This window comes from Thioalkalivibrio sp. ARh3 (genome assembly GCF_000377265.1).
GTDB classification, from domain to species: Bacteria; Pseudomonadota; Gammaproteobacteria; order Ectothiorhodospirales; family Ectothiorhodospiraceae; genus Thioalkalivibrio; species Thioalkalivibrio thiocyanoxidans.
The window spans coordinates 372,102-391,601 of the sequence record NZ_KB897948.1; the positions used below are offsets into that span (position 1 = coordinate 372,102).

Genomic DNA, 19,500 nt, shown 5'->3' on the forward strand with positions numbered 1-19,500 from the left:
GACAGCGGCACCCTCGGCGCCGTATGTCGCACACGCACTCCGTGCGGCTTGATGTGGAAGGACTCGACTGGCGATCGATTCGCATGTGAGTGTCATCGTCGGCTCCCCTTGGTTTGGGCTGCGATGGGTTACGGCAAGACAAGGCACGCCGTGAGATCAGCATTGCGAAGCGGAGGCCGACCCCGCTAGTTCAGAAAATGAACCGGAAAACACCCGGTGGCGGAGCCATAATTGGGAAAATGGCTGCGGAGAAGCGCCATGACCGACCGAACGGGATACAGTCAGTTCTGCCCTGTGGCAAAGGCGGCGGAGATCCTGACAACGCGCTGGACCCCGCTGGTTCTGCGTGAGTTGATCAGTGGGTCTTCAGGTTTCAACGAGATCCATCGCGGCGTGCCGCTGATGTCGCGTGCACTGCTGGCCCGCCGTCTGCGGGACCTGATTGCGAGCGGCGTCGTAGTCCGAGAACACGCGGACTATCGCCTGACGGAGGCCGGCGAGGCCCTGGGCCCGGTGATCATCTCGATGGGCCTGTGGGGGCGGCGCTGGGTGGAAAGCGCAGCCGACGGCCCCGACTGGGACGCAGGCGTACTCATGTGGGACATGCGCCGGCGCATCGATACCGCGGCTCTTCCCTCGGGGCGGACCGTCGTCCAGTTCGACTACAGCGACGCGCCGCCCGAACTTCGACGCTGGTGGCTACTGATCGAAGACGATGATGTCGACCTCTGCCAGTCCGACCCCGGATTCGAGGTCGACCTGTACATCGCCACAACCGTGCGGGTGCTGGGCCCGGTCTGGATCGGCCAGCGCCCCCTCGCGCCGGCCATCGAACGCAGGGATATTCGGGTTCTCGGAAGACTGGAGCTGGAACGCAGCATCGGGCGTTGGATGAAGCTGTCAGTCATTGCCGAACAGGCGGCAAGGTCGCCCCCCACAAGAACGGCCCCTGACGCCACCACCGGGATGAACCTGAAACACTGACCAGCGGTCCAGACCTCGTCCCTCTACCGAATTCCCGTCGGGCTGTCGCCACCAGTATTCCATCGCAAAGCTGGCAGTCTTCAGCATGTCTCGCTCAGCGGTTGGCCCCAACGGGACGCCCAGCACGGGCCGCGATTGGCTTGCCCGCGCAGACCGTACTTTGCAACGGCTTGCCCCACTCCGACCCAATTGCCCGCTGACCCTCACCGAGCCGCGTTCGCACACGCACGCGGAGCCATCGACAGCGTGCCCAGGATCCGGAGCCTTATCGACAACGGCCGAATACTGATCATGATCATCGCTGCGATCCCCGAAACACTAGTCGGGCTCGAGAAAACAGAGCTGCGCCGGCGCGGCTTCAACCCCCACCAACAGGGATACTACCGGGCCGTTTCAGCCGCATCGCGCCTGCCAGCCAGGCGGTAACCCCATGCACTGATAACTCGCGACAAGCGAACGATACAGCCGCTCGCACGATGGCTTGACCGGTCTGTGGACCTCAATCCTCGTCGAGGGCGGCAAAGCCTTCGGCCAGATGATCGATCAGGCCACGCACGGCAGGCAGCTGACCGCGCCGCGACGGGAACACCGCATGCACGATCTCGCGCGGCGGGGCCCAGTCTTCCAGTACCGGAACCAGACGGCCATCCGCCAGCTCCGTGGTCATCATCATGGTCGGCAACTGCACGATACCGACCCCGTGGCAGGCGGCAATCCGCAGGGCCGTCATGCTGCGCGTGACCAGCCGCGGCTGGTGGGCAATCCAGGCCTCGCCACCGTCGGACCCGACAAGGTGCCACTGATAGCGTGCCTGCGGCCGGCTCAGTGCGAGACTGGGGAGGTCTGCGAGATCCGCGGGCACCTGCGGCGAGCCCTCACGCTGAAGCAGGTCGGGGCTCGCCACCAGCCGCTGGGCCCGGTCGGCCAGGACGCGCAGGACAAGCTCGCTGTCCTCCAGCGGCGGCGGCTCCACGCGGATGGCGATATCGAAGCCTTCCTCGATGACGTCCACGCGGCGGTTGGTCGCGTCCAGGTGCAGCTGCACCCGCGGGTAACGGCGCTGGTATTCCGCCAGCATGGTCGCCACCCGGGCATCCAGCAGCGCGACCGGACAGCTCAGCTTGACCGTGCCACAGGGCTCGTCGCGCAGGCCGTCGATCGCGTCCTGCGCGGCCTCCGCCTGCACCAGCATGGCCTTGCAGAAGCCATGGTAGATGCGCCCGATCTCGGTGACGCCGACATGCCGGGTGGAGCGCTGCAACAGGCGCACCCCCAGTCGTTCTTCCAGTGCCGCGATCCGGCGGCTGAGCTTGGACTTGGGCTCGCCCAGTGCCCGTGCAGCGGGGGCAAACCCGCCGTGTTCGACCACGCGGGCGAAATAGTAGAGATCGTTGAGGTCCTGCATCTTCATCGTTCCGATTGCGGAACGGTGAGTGTAATTTTCGGGTACTACCCGCGCCACCGTCCTGCTGTCAGGATTCTCGTCAGGTCACCAACCACGGCCTTTCGAGGAGGACGACATGAAGACCATCCTGGGTACATACAGCGCCCCACCCCGCCACTGGGTCGGCAACGGCTTTCCCGTGCGTTCGCTGTTTTCCTACCAGAGTCACGGCCGCCACGTGAGCCCGTTCCTGTTGCTCGACCATGCCGGCCCCATGGATTTCGAACCTGCGACCCGGCCGCGCGGCGTCGGAGAACATCCGCACCGGGGGTTCGAGACCGTCACCATCGTGCTGGATGGCGAGGTGGAGCATGCCGACTCCACCGGGGCCGGCGGCATTATCGGACCGGGCGACGTGCAGTGGATGACCGCCGGTGCCGGCATCCTGCACGAGGAGTTCCATTCCCGGCGCTTCACCCGCACCGGCGGGCGGCTGGAGATGGTGCAGCTCTGGGTCAACCTGCCATCCCGATACAAGATGACCGCACCGGGCTATCAGCACCTGGGCGTCACCGACATCCCGGAGATCCCACTGCCGGACGCCGCGGGGCGGCTAAGAGTCATTGCCGGCGAATATGCCGGGCAGCGAGGGCCGGCCCGCACCTTCAGCCCGATGCAGGTGTGGGACCTGCGCCTGGAGCGCGACGGCGAGGTCCGCCTGGACCTGCCGCACGGCTGGAACTCCATGCTGGTGGTACTGCATGGCACCGTTCAGGTGAACGGCAGCGAGATCGCGCGCGGCGGCCAGCTGGTGATGCTGAGTGCGGAGCACGAGGGCGTGATCGTCGAATCCAACCACGAGGCCACCATCCTGGTCCTGTCCGGCGAACCCATCGACGAGCCCGTCGTCGGCCAGGGGCCCTTCGTCATGAACACGCCGGAGGAGATCCGCCAGGCCATCCGCGACTATCGCGAGGGCCGCCTGCAGCATTCCGCCCCATCCACTTGACCCAACCCCGCGGCGCACCCGCGTCGCGGACTTTCATGCCTGCCCGGCAGGCCTTCACAAGGAGAACGACATGAATCACGACTACACCTACCGCCGCCTCGACAAGGACGATGCCGCGCTGCTGCTGGTCGATCACCAGTCCGGTCTGATCTCGCTGGTCCAGGACTTCGAACCCAGCGAATTCAAGAACAACGTGCTGGCCACGGCTGCCTGCGGCCGGTACTTCGGGTTGCCCACCATCCTGACCACCAGCTTCGAGGCCGGCCCCAATGGACCACTGGTGCCGGAACTGAAGGAGATGTTCCCCGACGCCCCCTATATCGCGCGTCCGGGCAACATCAACGCCTGGGACAACGAGGAATTCCTGGCTGCCGTGAAGGCCACCGGCAAGAAGCAGCTGATCATCGCCGGTGTCGTCACGGAGGTCTGCGTGGCCTTCCCGGCGCTGTCCGCCATCGAGGAGGGCTACGATGTATTCGTCGTGACCGACGCCTCGGGCACCTTCAACAAGACCACCCGCGATTCCGCCTGGTCCCGCATGGAGGCCGCCGGCGTGCAGCTGATGGGCTGGTTTGCGATGGCCTGCGAACTGCACCGCGACTGGCGCAATGATGTCGAAGGCCTGGGAGCGCTGTTCTCCGAGCACATCCCCAACTACCGCAACCTGATGACCAGCTACTTCGCGCGCAACGCCTGAGCCATTAGCCATTAGCCATTAGCCATTAGCCATTAGCCATTAGCCATCAGCCATGAGCCATGAGCCATGAGCCATGAGCTATCGGGGCGGGCAGCCATCGCGGCGCCCGCCCCGTTCCGTGTTCATCGATGCGGCCCCGGCGACCTGACGCGTCGGAGGCCTTCACAAGGTCCGGGATCACCGGGGGCATGCGCTTCCGGATTGCCAGGATGGTAAAGTGCGGGCCCAGCACGGGCCGTAAAGGGCCTGCCCTCATTCAAACCGCATTGGTCGCAGGAGCATCATGGCGCAGTACATCTTCACGATGAACGGCGTGGGCAAGATCGTCCCGCCGAAGAAGTACATCCTCAAGGACATCAACCTGAACTTCTTCCCGGGCGCCAAGATCGGCGTGCTGGGCTATAACGGGGCGGGGAAATCCACCCTGCTGCGCATCATGGCGGGCGTGGACACCGAGATCGTCGGCGAGGCGCGGCCGCAGCCGGGCATCAATATCGGCTACCTGCCGCAGGAGCCGCAGCTCGACGAGAGCAAGGACGTGCGCGGCAATGTCGAGGAGGCCGTGGCCCCGATCAAGGAGGCGCTGACCGAGCTGGATCAGGTGTATGCCGCCTATGCCGAGCCGGAGGCCGACTTCGACGCCCTGGCCGCCAAGCAGGGCGAGCTGGAGGCGAAGATCGAGGCGGCCGATGGCCACAACCTCGAGCGCAAGCTGGAGGTGGCCGCGGACGCCCTGCGCCTGCCGCCGTGGGATGCGGACGTGAACACCCTGTCCGGGGGCGAACGCCGCCGCGTGGCCCTGTGCCGCCTGCTGCTGTCCAGCCCGGACATGCTGATCCTCGACGAGCCGACCAACCACCTGGACGCCGAGTCCGTGGCCTGGCTGGAGCGCTTCCTGCAGGAGTTCCAGGGCACCGTGGTCGCGGTCACCCATGACCGTTATTTCCTCGACAACGTGGCCGGCTGGATCCTCGAGCTGGACCGCGGCCAGGGCATCCCGTTCCAGGGCAACTACTCGCAGTGGCTGGAGCAGAAGGAAAAGCGCCTGAAGCAGGAAGAAAAGGCCGAGGCCGCCCGCGTGAAGGCGATGGAGTCGGAACTCGAGTGGGTGCGCTCCAACCCGAAGGGCCGCGGCGCCAAGAGCAAGGCCCGCCTGAAGCGCTTCGAGGAGATCGCCTCCACCGACTACCAGAAGCGCTCCGAGACCAAGGAAATCTACATCCCGCCGGGCCCGCGCCTGGGCGACAAGGTGCTGGAGGTGGACGGCCTGTCCAAGAACTTCGGCGACCGCGTGCTCTACCAGGGCCTGTCGTTCTCCGTGCCACGCGGCGCGCTGATCGGCGTGATCGGCCCGAACGGCGTCGGCAAGACCACCCTGTTCCGCATGATCGCCGAACAGGAACAGCCGGACGAAGGCACGATCGAACTGGGCGAGACCGTGCAGCTGGCCTATGTGGACCAGAGCCGCGACGCGCTGCAGGACGAGAAAACCGTCTGGGAGGAGATCTCCAACGGCCAGGACATCATCCAGGTCGGCAATTTCCAGATGCCGTCACGCGCCTACGTCGGCCGCTTCAACTTCAAGGGCACCGACCAGCAGAAACGCATGAAGGAACTGTCCGGCGGGGAACGCAACCGCGTGCACCTGGCCAAGCTGCTGCAAAGCGGCGGCAACTTCCTGCTGCTCGACGAACCGACCAACGACCTGGACGTGGAGACCCTGCGCGCCCTGGAAGAGGCCCTGCTGGACTTCCCCGGCTCCGCGATCGTGATCTCGCATGACCGCTGGTTCCTCGACCGCATCGCCACGCACATCCTCGCGTTCGAGGAGGATGGCAACGTGGTGTTCTTCGACGGCAACTACCAGGAATACGAGGAAGACCGCCACAAGCGCCTGGGCGCCGAGGCCGACCAGCCCCACCGGGTCAAGTACAAGCGACTCGCCTCCTGATCCACCCCGAAGGCCCGGCACCTGCCGGGCCTTCCAGTTTCTGGATCATCACGACCTCCTCTCACCCGGCGAGGTGCATCTTCGCTTTCTAGCGACGGTCCGCGGTCGTCGCGATGTTGCGCAATAACCGCCCCAGGATATCGGTGCCGGTCAGTACGCGGGGCTCGTCGCCCCACAGCAGGACGACGTCGTCCTCGACGATGTCGTCGCCGCGCGGGCCGGTGTGCAGGCGAAAACGCTGGATGAGCTGGCCAAGCCGGTGCTCGCCGCTCTTTACGATCACGGGCCGGTGGCAGTGCCGCCAGGGGTTGAACCGCTCCGGCTCGAACAGCGCCTCGCGCAAAAAATCGTCGGTGGACAACACCAGCCGCGGATTGCCGTCCGAGTCCTGGATGACGGTCCACGTCTTCCCCGAACGGGCCAGGCGCTGCAGGAAGGCATCCTCCGGGCTCGGGGTGATCGCCGGGAATACCGGATGCGGGCCGTCAAAGGGCAGCACGATCCGGCTGAGTTCGTCCACGGGCTCGCCCTCCTCCTGCAGGGGTACGTCGTCGATTTCCAGGAAGTTCAGCGCCCCTTGGCCCTCCACCCGGGCGATGTCGGAGCGTTCTGATTCCATATGCAGGCGGATCAGGTGGCGCAGGTCACGCTCCGGAAAGTACCGGATGCTCTCGCCCCCCAGCCACGCATCCAGTACCCAGGCCGTGGGACGCGCAACCGGGTACAACGCGATCTGGTAGATGCGCAGCACCGGCGCCAGCAGTGACGCCATGCGCAGCGCGTTCCGGGTGAAGTAGGACTGCGGGATGATCTCCGCGAAGATGGTGATCACGACCGTGGAAAACAGGAAGGCGGCCACACCGGCCAGTACCGAACCGGACAGCAGGGCCAGCAGCACGTTGACCCCGACATTCCCCCAGAGAATGGTCACCAGTGCAAAGTTGGAGTCCTCGCGCAGGTGTAGCACCCGCGCGGCGCGGCGATCCCCCTTGCGCGCCTCGACCTCCAGTTCCAGCTTGCTGAGCGAGAACAGCCCCAGATTCAGCCCGGACAGCATCGCCGATTGCGACAGACAGGCGAAAATCCCCAGCCAGATCGCCAGGGTCATCTGGTCTCGCTCCCCGCATCTCGATGACCTGGCTGAACCACGCGCCCCGCCCGGCCAAAGCCCCATAATGCCAGCCGGTGCGTCAGCCACCACACGATTACACAGGAGATCATCACGAAGCCGATCCACAACTCCGGCGCCACCCACTCCTGCGGGTGCCCCGCCGGCCCAAGCGCCCAGTTCACGCTGTCCTCCGGCGTGGACAGGACATAGCTGATCAGCAAGAGGATCAAGCCCAGCGGCACCCAGTTGCGCCAGACGCGGGGATCGTAGCCCAGGCGCCAGACCATCCAGATCAGCACAAACGGCAGTGGCAGGTGATAGAGCGACAGCAACCGCACATGCAGCGGGGTAGCGGGATCGTACATGTAGTCCACCGTACCGAACGGGGGATTGCCCAGCAGCACGAGACTCAGCACGAAATCCACCACCCAGCCCATCTCCAGCACTGCCACCGCCACCAGCAGCATCCCGGCCAGACGGCGACTTTCCAGCCAGGCGGCCATACAGCCCCCGAGCAGTGCAATGTTGGACAGCCACAGAAAGTTGAGCGGCCCGTACTCGGCCAGATAGACCGGCACCAGGACCATCAGAAACGCCAGGTAGACCAGTTTGAACCAGAGGGGGATCATCGCGCGCGAGGCTCCGCCGGGCTTTCACACACCATACCGCACCGGCGTCCCTGCGAAGGGGTCAGACCGAATCCAGCGCCGCGACCACCTCCAGAGCCACCCGCCGACTGTAGTCGTGGAGCTTCCAGTGCCCCGGACTCCAGCCCACCAGAAAGCGATAGAAATCGGCCTGGGCAAACCGGAACAGATCACGCCATTCGGCCTCCAGCGCCCCCAGGTCCACGTCGGGGAGTCGAGCCGCAACCGCACCGCGCAGACTGGCGAAGTAGGTATCCAGCAGGGCCGCCTCCCATAGTTCCTGCTCGGATTCGTCGAGGCAGGAGCCCAGGAAATAGGCGACATCCTTCATGCCGCAGCCTCCCCCGACATACTGGAAATCCAGCGCTGCCACCGCCCCTGTCGGGCCAAAACAGAAGTTGGCCACCTTGGCATCGCCGTGGATTACGGTCCGGAACCGGGCCGCATTCAGGCGCTCGTCGATCGCCGTGGCCGTGCGGCGGATGGCCGGATCCTCGATGGCCGCCCACTCCTGCCGCCGCGTCGCCAGGTGCCAGTAGCTGCCGACCGGCCAGAGCCCGGCCGGGGCCACGCCAAGAAAGGTGGCATGAAACCAGGCCAGCCAGCGCAGACAGACCACCGCCTCATCGAAGTCCAGGTGTTCACGCCGCCCGGAAAATCCGGCCGCATCCAGATCCTCGAGGATGATGCTGTGACCACCTTTCACCGGTCGTGCTTCCAGGCAGCGCGGGACCCGGCAGCCGTCCGGACAAAGTGCCGCCCAGTCACGGTAGAAGGCCATCTCCACCTCGTAGGAGTGCCGCTTGCGGCGGTCGCCGTGATCACTGTTCCAGCCACGCGGGTGATTGCAATGCGCGGGGAACACCACGTGCTTGACGATCACGCTGGGAAGAGCGGCGCCCTCGAGGTCATAGCGCACAATCTCGCCATACCCACTCCAAAGCTGCTGCAGCACCGGGCCACGACGCGCAGCAGACGCACGAGTGGCAGCGAGAACGCCGGCCAGCAGGGGGTCGCTCATCGGTATCTCCGCACGGTGCCGTCGGGTACTCTACTCGTCACGCGAACCCGTCCCGACTCTGAATTGTGGGCCCGCCGCCCCCAGGATCCCCATGCCGCAGGAACCGGCCAGCGACGCGCGCCAGGAGCTCGAAAATCTCGCCATACGCAAGCGCCGGGTCTATCTGGGGGCCCTGGCGCTGGCCGTGCTGATCATGCTCCTGAGCTGGCTTTTCCGCGACCCGGACGACTACTTCCTCGGCCATATTTACCCCGTCTTCGCCATCCTGACCTCCATCCTTCTCGTGCTGGTCTGGCGCGCACCGGTGCCGCTGCGCTGGCTGGAGATCGCCATGGTAACCACCCTCGGGGCATTGGTGCTCGGAAGACTGGCCTGGCACCACCATGTCGCGGGCCCGATCGATCAGCAGCTGCTGGTTCTGGCTGGTGGACATTACTGGGCGGTCGGCGCCCTGATCGTGGGCGTGTTCGTAATGCTGGATCGGCGCTACGGGGTGCTGGCCGGATCAATCTTGCTGCTCGCCAGCGCCGTGATCACCGTGACCGGGGTGCTGCCCGACCTCCGGGCCGACCGGGCATCTGGCGAGGCCTTGATGTACCTGCTCCGGGTGCATGTATTCCTTGCCCTGCTGCTCGTACTGGTCAGCGCGGTCGCCGGACTGCGCGACCAGCTGCAACGTGCGCTAGTACGGGCCGAGGTGCTGGACCATTGGGCCAGCACCGACGTGCTGACCGATCTGGCGAATCGCCGGGCAATGGACCAATTCCTGCGCCAGCAGATGGCGACTGCGAGGCGTCGTGGCCAGCCCCTGTCGGTGATTCTGGTGGATCTCGACCATTTCAAGCGCATCAACGACACCCACGGCCATAATGTCGGTGATCAGGTGATTCAGGAAACGGCGCGCCGCCTCGAGCGGAACGTCCGCGAATCCGACCTGGTTGCCCGATGGGGCGGCGAGGAATTTCTGATTGCATTGCCGGGCGAAGCACTTCCTGCGGCCACCCGCACCGCCGAGCGCTGCCGGAGCACCCTGTCCGCCACCCCGATCGCCGGAGTCGAAGTCACGGCTACCTTTGGCGTGGCCGAACTCAAGCCGGATGACGGCCTGGACGAGCTACTGCGGCGCGCCGACCGTCGGATGTACCGGGGCAAGGCAACCGGGCGCAACCGCGTGATCGCGCAGCAAACCCCGGACGACGCTAACCAGTGTTTCCCGTAGGGAAACGCCTGCCCTCAGCGATTGCAGGTCGCGGCAAGGCGGCCCTCGACTGGATCACGCGTCATGCCGGTGTCCGCAAACAGGCCCGTGGCGGTCAATTCGGCGCCATCGATCTGGATCAGGGGTTCCGAGGGGCCGTCAGCGGCAGAGAACCACTCATCGCCGGAACGGCTGCGGCTAGCCTCCAGCACCTCGCCCTCCGGAGACATCACGTCCCCGATCTGCACACTGACCGTATGCATCAGCATTCCGCTGACCTTGTTGCGCGAGACAAACACGCGCATCGGCCCCTCATCGGTCTCGGCATCGCCGACCAGCGTCTGCAGATCGGCCTGATCGGATTCGCCCGAGAAATCGCAGGCCTCCACGTCGAGGTCGTAGGACTGCCCGTCCAGCTCGAGTTGCGCGGTACCCGCGGCATGGATGCCGCCCGCCATGGCGAAAATAACGGTCGCCGCTGACAGGCTGACGATACGATTCCAGTTCATGGGACGTCCCCGATGGTGATCGGAACTCGACAGTAGACCGCGACGCTCAGGCGGACAACCCCAGTAACGCTCGATCTCATCCTGGATCCAGGCTGATTGACCGCCTCTGAGCCGCCGCAGCGAGGGTGCCACACACCGGGAGTGCATTCCTTTCGGCCGTGATGTGGTCCATATTCGGGGTAGCACAAGCTGATCTTCAAGGCGGAGGGGGATGCAGGCATTCTTTGGTAGCGCTGGCAGGCTTGGTTTTCTGGCCATGCCCAATGCCCCGCCTTGCCGGAACCCGAACCGGCAACGAGCAGATGCAACCTGAACGGATTGCCACCTGCCGCCTGCAGCTGCACCCAGGGTTCAGCCTGGATGATGCCGCGCGCGTCGTTCCCTACCTTGCCCGGCTGGGCATATCGCATCTGTACCTTTCTCCGATCCTCCAGGCGGTGCGCGGCAGCATGCACGGCTACGATGTGGTGGACCCGTCGCGGGTGAACGACGAGCTCGGCGGCGAGGCCGCGCGCCAACGCCTGTGCGCGGCGCTGGAACAGGCCGGGATGGGGCTGGTGCTGGACATCGTGCCCAACCACATGGCCGTGGCCGGGGATCAGAACCCGTGGTGGTGGGATGTGCTGGAGAACGGGCCCTCCAGCCGGTTTGCGATGTTTTTCGACGTGGACTGGGAGTCCTCGGAGGAACGCTGGCCGAACAAGGTCCTGCTGCCAGTACTGGGCGATCATTACGGGCGCATCCTCGAGGCTGGCGAGATCCGCCTGCAATACGCCGACGGGCTCTTCGAGCTCGCCTGTCACGAACACCGCTTCCCGCTGGACCCGTCTTCGCTGAACGACTTGCTCTACCGCGTCTGTCGCGCCACGGGCATCGAACTGCTGGGCTTTCTCGCGGAATCCTGCGCGCGCCTGCCACAACCCGAGCTGACCGCGCGTGACTCTGCCACCCGGCGCCACCGCGACCAGGCCGTGATCCGCCAGCTGCTGGACGACACCACCAGCCAGGATCCGGCGGCCGCCGAGGCAATCGCAGCCGAGGTGGAGCGAATCAACCAGGACCCCGATGCGCTGGACGCGCTGATCGAGCGGCAGAACTACCGCCTGGCCTGGTGGCGCACCGCCGGACGCGACCTCGGCTACCGCCGCTTTTTCGACATCAACGACCTGGCCGGGCTGCGACAAGAACGCGAAGAGGTCTTCCAGGCGGTGCACGCCCTGCCGATCCGCTGGGTGGACGAAGGCTCGGTGCACGGTCTGCGAGTCGATCACCCGGACGGCATGCGTGACCCCGCCGAGTATTTTCGCCGACTGGCCCATGTCTGCCCGGACACCTGGATCGTCGCCGAGAAGATCCTCGAACCGGGTGAGTCACTGCCCGACGACTGGCCGATCGCCGGCTCCACCGGCTACGACTTTCTCAACCGTGTGCAGGGGCTGTTCGTGGACCCGGCGGGCGAGGCGCCGCTGACCCGGCTGTTCGAGGACCTCACCGGCGAGGACACCGACTACGCGGGGCTGGTCTATGCATCCAAGCGCCAGGTCCTGGAGGATCTGCTCGGCAGCGAGCTCAACCGGCTGAGTGCGCTGTTCGTGGACATTTGCGAGCGCCACCGCCGCCACCGCGACTACACCCGCCACGAGCTGTACCTTGCCCTGCTGGAGGTGGTCTCCTGCTTCCCCGTCTACCGTACCTACGTGAGCCCGCGCGAAGGCGGGGTGACGGCGGCCGACGTCGGCTGCGTGGAGACCGCGATCGAACAGGCGGCCGAGCGCAGCGCCGCACTGGACAGCGAGCTGCTGCAGTTCCTGCGCGACCTGTTGCTCCTGCGCATCCCCGGCGAGCGCGAGACCGAACTCGCCCTGCGCTTCCAGCAGTTGACCGGACCGGCAATGGCCAAGGGGGTGGAGGACACCGCCTTGTATCGCTTCCACCGGCTGACGCCGCTCAACGAGGTCGGCGGCGACCCCGGAAGCTTCGGGGTGTCGGTGGACGAGTTCCACCACGCCAGTGCCCGGGCCCGCGCCCGCCACCCGGAGGCGATGCTGGCCACCTCCACCCATGACACCAAGCGCAGCGAGGACGTGCGCGCGCGCCTGGTGCTGCTCTCCGAGATTCCGGGCGCATGGGCGCAGACCGTGCGTCGCTGGATGCGTCACAACGCCCGCCACCGCACCGGCGAATGGCCAGAACCGGCTACCGAATACCTGTACTACCAGACGCTGCTGGGCGCCTGGCCGATCGACGCCGAGCGCATGACGGCCTACATGGAAAAGGCCGTGCGCGAGGCCAAGCAGCACACCAGCTGGACCCACCCCCAGGAGGACTACGAGCAGGCATTGCGCGAGTTCGTGAGCGGGACGCTGGAGGATGCAGGATTTCGCAGCGCGCTGGAGTCGTTCCTGCAGCCCCTGGTCGGCCCCGGCCGCACCAACAGCCTGGCCCAGACCCTGATCAAGCTCACCGCTCCAGGGATACCCGACATCTACCAGGGCAGCGAGCTGTGGGACCTGAGCCTGGTCGATCCGGACAACCGCCGTCCGGTGGACTTCGAAACCCGGCACCAACTGCTGGAGGAGATCGGTCACCTGACCCCGGCACAGATCAGTGCCCGTGCCGACGAGGGCCTGCCCAAGCAGTGGGTGGTGCAACAGGCCCTGGCCCTGCGCCGCCGGCACCCGGAATGGTTCCGCCCGGATGCGGCCTACACCCCGCTGGGCGCGACCGGCGAGCGCGCCAGGCACGCGGTGGCCTACCTGCGCGGGGAAGGTGCGCTGGTGCTGGTGCCGCGCCTGGTGCTCGGACTGGCGGGCGACTGGTTCGACACCCGCCTCCGGCTGCCACCCGGCGTCTGGCACAACCGCCTGTCGGGCGAGACGTTCGAGGGCGGCGACCGGCCGGTGGCGAAGCTCCTCGACGCATTTCCGGTGGCACTGCTCGAACGCGAAGAGGAAACCGCATGACCCGCGTGCGCGTCTGGGCCCCGCAGGCAAACCAGGTCGAGCTGGAGTGCGGCGGCAGCCGCATGCCGATGGACCGCCAGGGCGAGGGCTGGTGGTCGCTGCAGACCTCGCGGCTGGTGCATGGCAGCGACTACGCGTTTCGCGTCGACGGCAACGGCCCGTTCCCCGACCCGCGTTCCGCCTGGCAGGCGCAGGGCGTGCACGGCCCCTCGCGCTGGCTGGACCATTCCCGCTTCGTCTGGAACGACGCCGCCTGGCAGGCGCCACCGCTGGCCGCGGCGGTGATCCAGGAGATTCACGTCGGCACCTTCACCCCGGAGGGCAGCTTCGACGGCGTAATCGACCGCCTCGGCCACCTGGCCGAACTCGGCATCACCCACCTGGAGCTGATGCCGGTGGCCGCGTTTCCCGGCGCCCGCGGCTGGGGCTACGACGGGGTCGACCTGTATGCCCCGCACCATGCCTACGGGGGTCCCGACGGCCTGAAACGCCTGGTCGACGCCTGCCACCGCCGCGGCATCGCGGTGCTGCTGGACGTGGTCTACAACCACCTCGGTCCGGACGGCAACTACCTGGCGCAGTTCGGCCCGTATTTCACCGACCGCTACCACACCCCGTGGGGCGACGCGGTCAACCTCGACGGCGCGGACAGCGACAGCGTGCGCCGTTTCTTCATCGACAATTCCCTGATGTGGCTGCGCGACTATCACATCGACGGCCTGCGCATCGACGCGGTGCACGCGATCGTCGACACCTCGGCCACCCATTTCCTCGAGCAGCTCGCCGGCGAGGTGCAGCGCCTCGGGCGCCAGCTCGGCCGGCACCTGGTGGTGATCGCGGAGAACGACCGCAACGACCCGCGCGTGGCGTGGCCGGTCGAGGCCGGCGGCTACGGGCTGGACGCGCAGTGGAACGAGGATTTCCATCACGCGCTGCACACCGCGCTTACCGGCGAGTCCGACGGCTACTACATGGACTTTCGCGGGCTGGCCGACCTGGCCCGGGTGCTGACCCGCGGCCTCGCCAACGACGGCCGCTATTCGCCCTTCCGCCGCCGGCGGCACGGCCGCCCCGCGGCGGACCAGCCCGGGCGGCGTTTCGTCGGCTGCCTGCAGAACCACGACCAGATCGGCAACCGCGCCACCGGGGACCGCAGCAGCCACCTGCTCTCGCCGGGTCTGCTTAAGGTCGGTGCCGCGCTGGTGCTGACCAGCCCGTTCGTGCCACTGCTGTTCCAGGGCGAGGAATGGGGCGCGACCAGCCCGTTCCTGTACTTCACCGACCATGGCGACCCCGAGCTGGGGCGCGCCGTCAGCGAGGGCCGGCGACGCGAATTCGCCGCCTTCGGCTGGGCGCCGGAGCAGATCCCCGACCCGCAGGCCGCGACCACCTTCGACCGCTCGCGCCTCGACTGGTCGGAGCACCGCCGCCCGCCGCATGCCGCGATCCTGCAGTGGCACCGCCAGCTGATCGCCCTGCGCCGCCGCCATCCGGCCTTCGCCGACGACCGCCTGGAGGCCATCCGCGTACGTTTCGACGAACCCCGGCGCTGGCTGCGGATGCAACGCCCGGGACTGGTGGTGGCCTGCAACCTCGGCCCTCAGGCGCGGCAGCTGGAATGCCCCGAAGCCGCCGGCTGGCGCGTGCTGCTCGGGTCGGAACCGGGCATCCTGCATGAAGGCGACCGCCTGCAGCTTCCCGGCGAGTCGGTCGCGATCCTCGGGGAGCCGCCTGCCGCGTGAGCACCCCGGCCCACCAGCGAATCTGCGAGGAGGAACGCCTTCGTGACGGCACCTGATGCGCCCCTGAAACGGATAGACGGCTACCTGCCGATCGAGGACCACGGCCTGATCGGGGACGGCACCACCGCCGCCCTGGTCGGACGCGATGGCGGCATCTCGTGGATGTGCGTGCCGCGTTTCGACTCCGAGCCGCTGTTCTGCGGCCTGCTCGATCACCGCCACGGCGGGGTGTTCCGCGTGGCGCCCGAGCCGCTGGTGGCCGCCCGCCAGTACTATCTCGGGGACACTGCGGTGCTGGTCACCGAAATGGACGGGCCCGAGGGACGCGTGCGGATCACCGACACGCTGCCGCTGCGCGCCGGAGCCGACCTTTCCGAGGATGCCCCGGCCGGACGCGGGGAGCTGCTGCGGCACATCGAGGTGCTGAAGGGCCGCGTGCGCCTGCGCATCCGTGTCGAGCCCTGGGGTGGCGCCCGGGTCGCGCCACACGGGCCGACCCTGCAGATCATGCCCAACCGCCAGCCCGCACTGGAACTGAACCTCGACACCTCGCTGCCGCTCGACAGCACCGACGCCGTGCACGAACTCGCCGCCGGCGCCCGCCACCATCTGCTGCTGTCGTGGGGCTCACACACCCACCGCTTCCTCGCCCGCACCCCGGAGCAGCTGGTGGAGGCCACGGTCGACGTCTGGCAGCGCTGGATGGAGCACTTCCACTACCACGGCCCGCAGGAGGCGCTGGTCCGCCGCTCGGCGGTCACCCTCAAGCTGATGGACTACACCGCCACCGGCGCGATGATCGCTGCGCCCACCTGCTGTCTGCCGGAGGCCATCGGCGGTCCGCGCAACTGGGATTACCGCTACGCCTGGATCCGCGATGCCGCGTTCTCGGTCTCCGCCATCGGCCATATCGGCATGGGTCACGAGGCGGCCGGCTTTCTCGGCTGGGCGCTGGATGCGGTGGACCGCTCCGGCGGCTGGCCGCGGGTGCTGTACGACGTCGACGGCCACCTGCCGCAGCCGGAGCGCGAGGAACCCGGGCTCGAGGGCTACCGGCGCTCGGGCCCGGTGCGCTGGGGCAACGGCGCGGTGGAGCAGCGCCAGCACGACGTGTTCGGCGAGATCCTCGACTGCGCCTACCGCTGGGTCAACTGGGGCGGCACCCTCGACGAGCACTTGTGGAACCGCCTGCGGCGCCTGATCGACGCGGCCGCCGAGGAATGGAAAAAGCCGGATCACGGCATCTGGGAGGTGCGCACCCCGGGGCGGCCGTTCACCTATTCCGCCGCCATGTGCGCGGTGGCGCTGGACCGCGGGGCGGACCTGGCCGACAGCCACGGCATGCCGGGCAACAGCAAGCTGTGGCGGGTGGAGGCGCAGGAGATCCGCGAGGCGATCCTCAACGATGCCTGGGACCCGGAACGCCAGACCCTGACCGAGCATCTGGGCCGCGGTGGCATCGACGCCAGCCTGCTCGCCCTGCCCTGGCGCGGCGTCATCTCGGCGAACCACCCGAAGATGGTGGCCACCACCGCTGCGGTGGTGAAACGGCTGGGGGCCGGCAACGGCCTGCTCTACCGCTATCTCCCCGATGAATCCCCCGACGGGCTGGCCGGAGACGAGGGGGCGTTCCTGCTGTGCAGCTTCTGGCTGGTGGACAACCTTGCCGACCAGGGCCGGCTGGACGAGGCGATGGAGCTGTACGACTCGCTGTGCGCCCGCACCAACACCCTGGGGCTGCTGCCGGAGCAGATCGACCCGGCCAGCGGCGCCTTCCTCGGCAACTTCCCGCAGGCGTTCAGCCACATGGGCCTGATCTCCAGCGGCATCAACCTCGCTCGGGCAATGGAACGCGGCCGCGAAGGCTGAGCGCGGCGGACCTCCGTGCTGGACAGTCTCCAGGCCCGTTCAGTCAGCGGGCATCTTCGAGGAATGGTGATGCGCGATCCGCCACTGCCCGTCACGGTGCTCGTAAGCGAAGGTGTAGCGCGCCTGGACTTCCTCGGTCTCGCCGTCCACCGTCATCCGGAAGGTGTAGATCCCGACATCGGTCAGCTGGTTGCAGCCGAGCCTTACGTTGCGGGAGTCGATAGTCCCGTAGGGCCTCGACTCGAGGAAATGTTCGAAATAATTCTGGATCTCTGCGTGGTTCGTGCGCGGGACCCTGGAGACCGTGGGCAGCAATACGGCGTCCTCGGCGTAGAGTTCAGTCACGCGAGCCGCATCGCCGGTCTGCAGGGCATCGTTCCAGGTTTCGAACCGCTCCAGCGCCAGGTCCTGGTCGACCGGTGCGCAGACCATTTCGCGCGCGTCGCCGCTGCCAGCCGAGGCAGTACCGGAAACCAGCACGAGGAGTGCGGCGGCGAGCGCCGCGACGGGGTATGAAGTCATGTCGCTGCCTCTGAACGTGTTCGCCGCCCGAAACTGGCGGCGCGGCCTCACTGCACGGCCGTACCGGATCAGGCGGTCGGCATCATCGAGGAGTGATGGTGCACGATCAGCCACTTCCCGTCGCGGTTCTCGTAGACGAAGGTGTAGCGCGCGGGGACTTCCTGCGTCTCGTTGCCGTCGCTTACGCGGAAGGTATAGGTGCCGGCGTCGGTCAGCTTGTTGCAGCCGAGCTTCACATTGCGCGTGTTGATGGTGCCGTAGGGCTTCTTCTCGAGGAAATGCTCGAAGTAGTCCTGGATCTCGGCATGGTTGGTGCGCGGGACATTGGACACGGTCGGCAGCAGGACCGCGTCGTCGGCGTACAGCTCGGTCACACGGCGGGCATCGCCCGTCTGCAGGGCGTCGTTCCAGGCGTCGAACAGCTCCTCGGCCAGGCGACGCGTGGCCGGGGCACAGACCACGCAGCTCTCGTTCGGCGGGGTATCGATCGCGCCGGCGAGCATATCGCTGCCCGTCCCGGTCACCGGGTGATGCTGGTCGCGGTGCGAGGCGCTCAGACTCAGGCGCGAACGCGGGGCCTCGTCGGCGTTGATGAACTGGGTGCCGCTGATACGCGGACGGGTCACGGTACTCACTGCGTGTTCTCCCACTCGGGCCGATGGCGGCCGGGTAAAGCGTGAATTTTAAAGAAAGCGCTGAATAAAGCCATCCCGGCTTTCTCAGCGCACGCGGCGCCGCAAACGCAGTTTGCAGCTTGCGCCGTACTCAACCGCCTACGGCGGTCGATTCCGGCGGCACGTCCCTGTGCCGCAGGGAAACGCCGATCAATCAGCGTTTCCCAAGGGCCCCTTGCGGGCCTGTCAGGGCGGCCACTCAGCCGGCCTGGGCCTTGAACGCGGCCAGCAGGTCCTCGACCTGCCCGCGCACCCGGGCCTCGTCCTGGATCGCGAAGTCGAGAAAGGTCTGGGCGACGACCGACAGGACCTTCTTCTTCGGGTAGACGATGTGCCACTGGCGATGGATCGGGAAGTGCTCGACATCCAGCAGTGCCACCGGACCCTCGGCCCCTTCGGCACTGAGGGTGTGCAGCGACAGCACGGCAATCCCCAGGCCACCGATCACTGCCTGCTTGATCGCCTCGTTGCTGCCCAGCTCCATGCGCACGGGCGGGCTGATCCCGTGCTCCTGGAACAGCTTGAGCGTCGCCTCGCGGATGCCCGAGCCGGGCTCGCGCATCAGGAACGTCTCCTGCTCCAGCTCCTTCAGCGGGATATTGCGCCGACCCACCAGCGGGTGGTCGCGGCTCGCCATCACCACCAGCGGGTTCGGAGCGAACGGGTGCACGGCGACATCGGTCAGTCGCTCGGGCACATGCCCGATGATGTAGAGGTCATCGTCATTGTTCGACAGCCGGTCCAGCACCCGGTCAAAGTTGCTGACTTCCAGAGACAGCTCGATATCCGGATACCGCCGGGCGAACTGCCCGAGGATGCTGGGCGCGAAGTACTGCGCCGTGGTGATCACCGCCAGGCGGAGACGCCCGCGCTTGAGGCCGTGCATCTCGGCCAGTTTCATCTCGAGGTTGGTCAGCGCACCGAGCATCTCGCGGCAGGTGTCGTACAGCAGCAGCCCGACCTCGGTCGGGAAGGCCTTGCGCCCCACGTATTCAAACAGCGGGAGCCCCAGCGCCGTGGAGAGCTTCTTGATCTGGATCGAGACGGTCGGCTGGGTCAGATGCAGCTCTTCCGCCGCGCGGGTAAAGCTCCCCAGGCGCACGATCGCCTCGAACACCTGCAGCTGACGCAGCGTGGCGTGCCGGATCAGGTGCGCCGGCAGCTCCGATTTGAGCATCACTTGCGGGAGGCTCGACTCCTTCGGCGTCGGGGACTGGGC

At 67.0% G+C, this 19,500-nt stretch carries 16 protein-coding genes; 8 read left to right on the forward strand and 8 right to left on the reverse strand.

What is annotated here, in order from left to right; all coding sequences use genetic code 11:
* Nucleotides 1–258 precede the first annotated feature (258 nt).
* Nucleotides 259–984: a helix-turn-helix domain-containing protein gene (locus C995_RS0106605; protein ID WP_018138827.1), complete on the forward strand. Its 726-nt coding sequence runs from the start codon at nt 259–261 to the stop codon at nt 982–984.
* A 499-nt stretch (nt 985–1,483) separates the two neighbouring features.
* Here C995_RS0106605 and C995_RS0106610 read toward each other — a convergent pair whose 3' ends face one another.
* Complete coding sequence (locus C995_RS0106610; protein ID WP_018864173.1) at nt 1,484–2,395, reverse strand: LysR family transcriptional regulator; 912 nt, start codon at nt 2,393–2,395, stop codon at nt 1,484–1,486.
* Between the two features lie 109 nt (nt 2,396–2,504).
* Here C995_RS0106610 and C995_RS0106615 point away from each other — a divergent pair, with 109 nt between their 5' ends.
* The 3 genes from C995_RS0106615 (at nt 2,505) to ettA (ending at nt 6,025) form a co-directional block, all read left to right on the forward strand.
* A complete protein-coding gene (locus tag C995_RS0106615; RefSeq protein WP_018864174.1) occupies nt 2,505–3,377 on the forward strand; it encodes a pirin family protein in 873 nt (290 codons plus the stop codon).
* A 70-nt stretch (nt 3,378–3,447) separates the two neighbouring features.
* On the forward strand, nt 3,448–4,074 hold the full coding sequence (gene ycaC / locus C995_RS0106620; RefSeq protein ID WP_018864175.1) for an isochorismate family cysteine hydrolase YcaC: 627 nt from the start codon (nt 3,448–3,450) through the stop codon (nt 4,072–4,074).
* Nucleotides 4,075–4,357: 283 nt separating this feature from the next.
* Nucleotides 4,358–6,025, forward strand: coding sequence for an energy-dependent translational throttle protein EttA (gene ettA, locus C995_RS0106625; protein WP_018864176.1), 1,668 nt, complete (start codon nt 4,358–4,360; stop codon nt 6,023–6,025).
* Between the two features lie 88 nt (nt 6,026–6,113).
* Here the strand turns inward: ettA and C995_RS0106630 are convergent, their stop codons facing one another.
* From C995_RS0106630 to C995_RS0106640, 3 genes are all read right to left on the reverse strand, one after another.
* The gene (locus C995_RS0106630) at nt 6,114–7,133 is read right to left on the reverse strand and encodes a DUF21 domain-containing protein (protein WP_018864177.1); all 1,020 of its coding nucleotides are present in this window, start codon (nt 7,131–7,133) and stop codon (nt 6,114–6,116) included.
* Nucleotides 7,130–7,765: a hypothetical protein gene (locus tag C995_RS0106635; RefSeq protein ID WP_018864178.1), complete on the reverse strand. Its 636-nt coding sequence runs from the start codon at nt 7,763–7,765 to the stop codon at nt 7,130–7,132. The genes C995_RS0106630 and C995_RS0106635 overlap by 4 nt, the downstream gene beginning before the upstream one ends.
* Before the next feature lie 61 nt (nt 7,766–7,826).
* Nucleotides 7,827–8,804: a phosphotransferase gene (locus tag C995_RS0106640; protein WP_018864179.1), complete on the reverse strand. Its 978-nt coding sequence runs from the start codon at nt 8,802–8,804 to the stop codon at nt 7,827–7,829.
* 91 nt (nt 8,805–8,895) lie between these two features.
* On the opposite strand from C995_RS0106640, the gene C995_RS0106645 reads away from it, so the two are divergent.
* Nucleotides 8,896–10,023 carry a diguanylate cyclase gene (locus tag C995_RS0106645; protein WP_018864180.1) on the forward strand — a complete coding sequence of 376 codons (1,128 nt, stop codon included), beginning with the start codon at nt 8,896–8,898 and terminating at the stop codon, nt 10,021–10,023.
* A 14-nt stretch (nt 10,024–10,037) separates the two neighbouring features.
* Here the strand turns inward: C995_RS0106645 and C995_RS0106650 are convergent, their stop codons facing one another.
* The gene (locus C995_RS0106650; RefSeq protein ID WP_018864181.1) at nt 10,038–10,511 is read right to left on the reverse strand and encodes a hypothetical protein; all 474 of its coding nucleotides are present in this window, start codon (nt 10,509–10,511) and stop codon (nt 10,038–10,040) included.
* A 302-nt stretch (nt 10,512–10,813) separates the two neighbouring features.
* On the opposite strand from C995_RS0106650, the gene treY reads away from it, so the two are divergent.
* Genes treY through C995_RS0106665 form a run of 3 tightly spaced genes read left to right on the forward strand, consistent with a single transcriptional unit; the run spans nt 10,814 to nt 17,085 of the window.
* On the forward strand, nt 10,814–13,474 hold the full coding sequence (gene treY / locus C995_RS0106655; RefSeq protein WP_026278991.1) for a malto-oligosyltrehalose synthase: 2,661 nt from the start codon (nt 10,814–10,816) through the stop codon (nt 13,472–13,474).
* Nucleotides 13,471–15,216, forward strand: a complete 1,746-nt coding sequence (treZ, locus tag C995_RS0106660; protein WP_018864183.1) for a malto-oligosyltrehalose trehalohydrolase — start codon at nt 13,471–13,473, stop codon at nt 15,214–15,216. The genes treY and treZ overlap by 4 nt, the downstream gene beginning before the upstream one ends.
* 42 nt (nt 15,217–15,258) lie before the next feature.
* On the forward strand, nt 15,259–17,085 hold the full coding sequence (locus tag C995_RS0106665) for a glycoside hydrolase family 15 protein (protein WP_018864184.1): 1,827 nt from the start codon (nt 15,259–15,261) through the stop codon (nt 17,083–17,085).
* Between the two features lie 39 nt (nt 17,086–17,124).
* Here the strand turns inward: C995_RS0106665 and C995_RS0106670 are convergent, their stop codons facing one another.
* From C995_RS0106670 to C995_RS0106680, 3 genes are all read right to left on the reverse strand, one after another.
* A complete protein-coding gene (locus tag C995_RS0106670; protein ID WP_018864185.1) occupies nt 17,125–17,607 on the reverse strand; it encodes an SgcJ/EcaC family oxidoreductase in 483 nt (160 codons plus the stop codon).
* Nucleotides 17,608–17,675: 68 nt separating this feature from the next.
* Nucleotides 17,676–18,242, reverse strand: a complete 567-nt coding sequence (locus C995_RS0106675) for an SgcJ/EcaC family oxidoreductase (RefSeq protein ID WP_018864186.1) — start codon at nt 18,240–18,242, stop codon at nt 17,676–17,678.
* Nucleotides 18,243–18,480: 238 nt separating this feature from the next.
* A complete protein-coding gene (locus C995_RS0106680) occupies nt 18,481–19,458 on the reverse strand; it encodes a LysR family transcriptional regulator (protein ID WP_018864187.1) in 978 nt (325 codons plus the stop codon).
* Between the last annotated feature and the right edge of the window lie 42 nt (nt 19,459–19,500).

What these genes read in the sequence shown, in the direction of transcription:
- treZ (WP_018864183.1), top strand. Translation starts at nt 13,471, where the DNA reads ATGACCCGCGTGCGCGTCTGGGCCCCGCAGGCAAACCAGGTCGAGCTG.
- C995_RS0106635 (WP_018864178.1), bottom strand. Translation starts at nt 7,765, where the DNA reads ATGATCCCCCTCTGGTTCAAACTGGTCTACCTGGCGTTTCTGATGGTC.
- C995_RS0106670 (WP_018864185.1), bottom strand. Translation starts at nt 17,607, where the DNA reads ATGACTTCATACCCCGTCGCGGCGCTCGCCGCCGCACTCCTCGTGCTG.
- C995_RS0106650 (WP_018864181.1), bottom strand. Translation starts at nt 10,511, where the DNA reads ATGAACTGGAATCGTATCGTCAGCCTGTCAGCGGCGACCGTTATTTTC.
- C995_RS0106610 (WP_018864173.1), bottom strand. Translation starts at nt 2,395, where the DNA reads ATGAAGATGCAGGACCTCAACGATCTCTACTATTTCGCCCGCGTGGTC.
- C995_RS0106630 (WP_018864177.1), bottom strand. Translation starts at nt 7,133, where the DNA reads ATGACCCTGGCGATCTGGCTGGGGATTTTCGCCTGTCTGTCGCAATCG.
- ycaC (WP_018864175.1), top strand. Translation starts at nt 3,448, where the DNA reads ATGAATCACGACTACACCTACCGCCGCCTCGACAAGGACGATGCCGCG.
- C995_RS0106640 (WP_018864179.1), bottom strand. Translation starts at nt 8,804, where the DNA reads ATGAGCGACCCCCTGCTGGCCGGCGTTCTCGCTGCCACTCGTGCGTCT.
- C995_RS0106680 (WP_018864187.1), bottom strand. Translation starts at nt 19,458, where the DNA reads ATGCTCAAATCGGAGCTGCCGGCGCACCTGATCCGGCACGCCACGCTG.
- C995_RS0106615 (WP_018864174.1), top strand. Translation starts at nt 2,505, where the DNA reads ATGAAGACCATCCTGGGTACATACAGCGCCCCACCCCGCCACTGGGTC.
- treY (WP_026278991.1), top strand. Translation starts at nt 10,814, where the DNA reads ATGCAACCTGAACGGATTGCCACCTGCCGCCTGCAGCTGCACCCAGGG.
- C995_RS0106645 (WP_018864180.1), top strand. Translation starts at nt 8,896, where the DNA reads ATGCCGCAGGAACCGGCCAGCGACGCGCGCCAGGAGCTCGAAAATCTC.
- ettA (WP_018864176.1), top strand. Translation starts at nt 4,358, where the DNA reads ATGGCGCAGTACATCTTCACGATGAACGGCGTGGGCAAGATCGTCCCG.
- C995_RS0106605 (WP_018138827.1), top strand. Translation starts at nt 259, where the DNA reads ATGACCGACCGAACGGGATACAGTCAGTTCTGCCCTGTGGCAAAGGCG.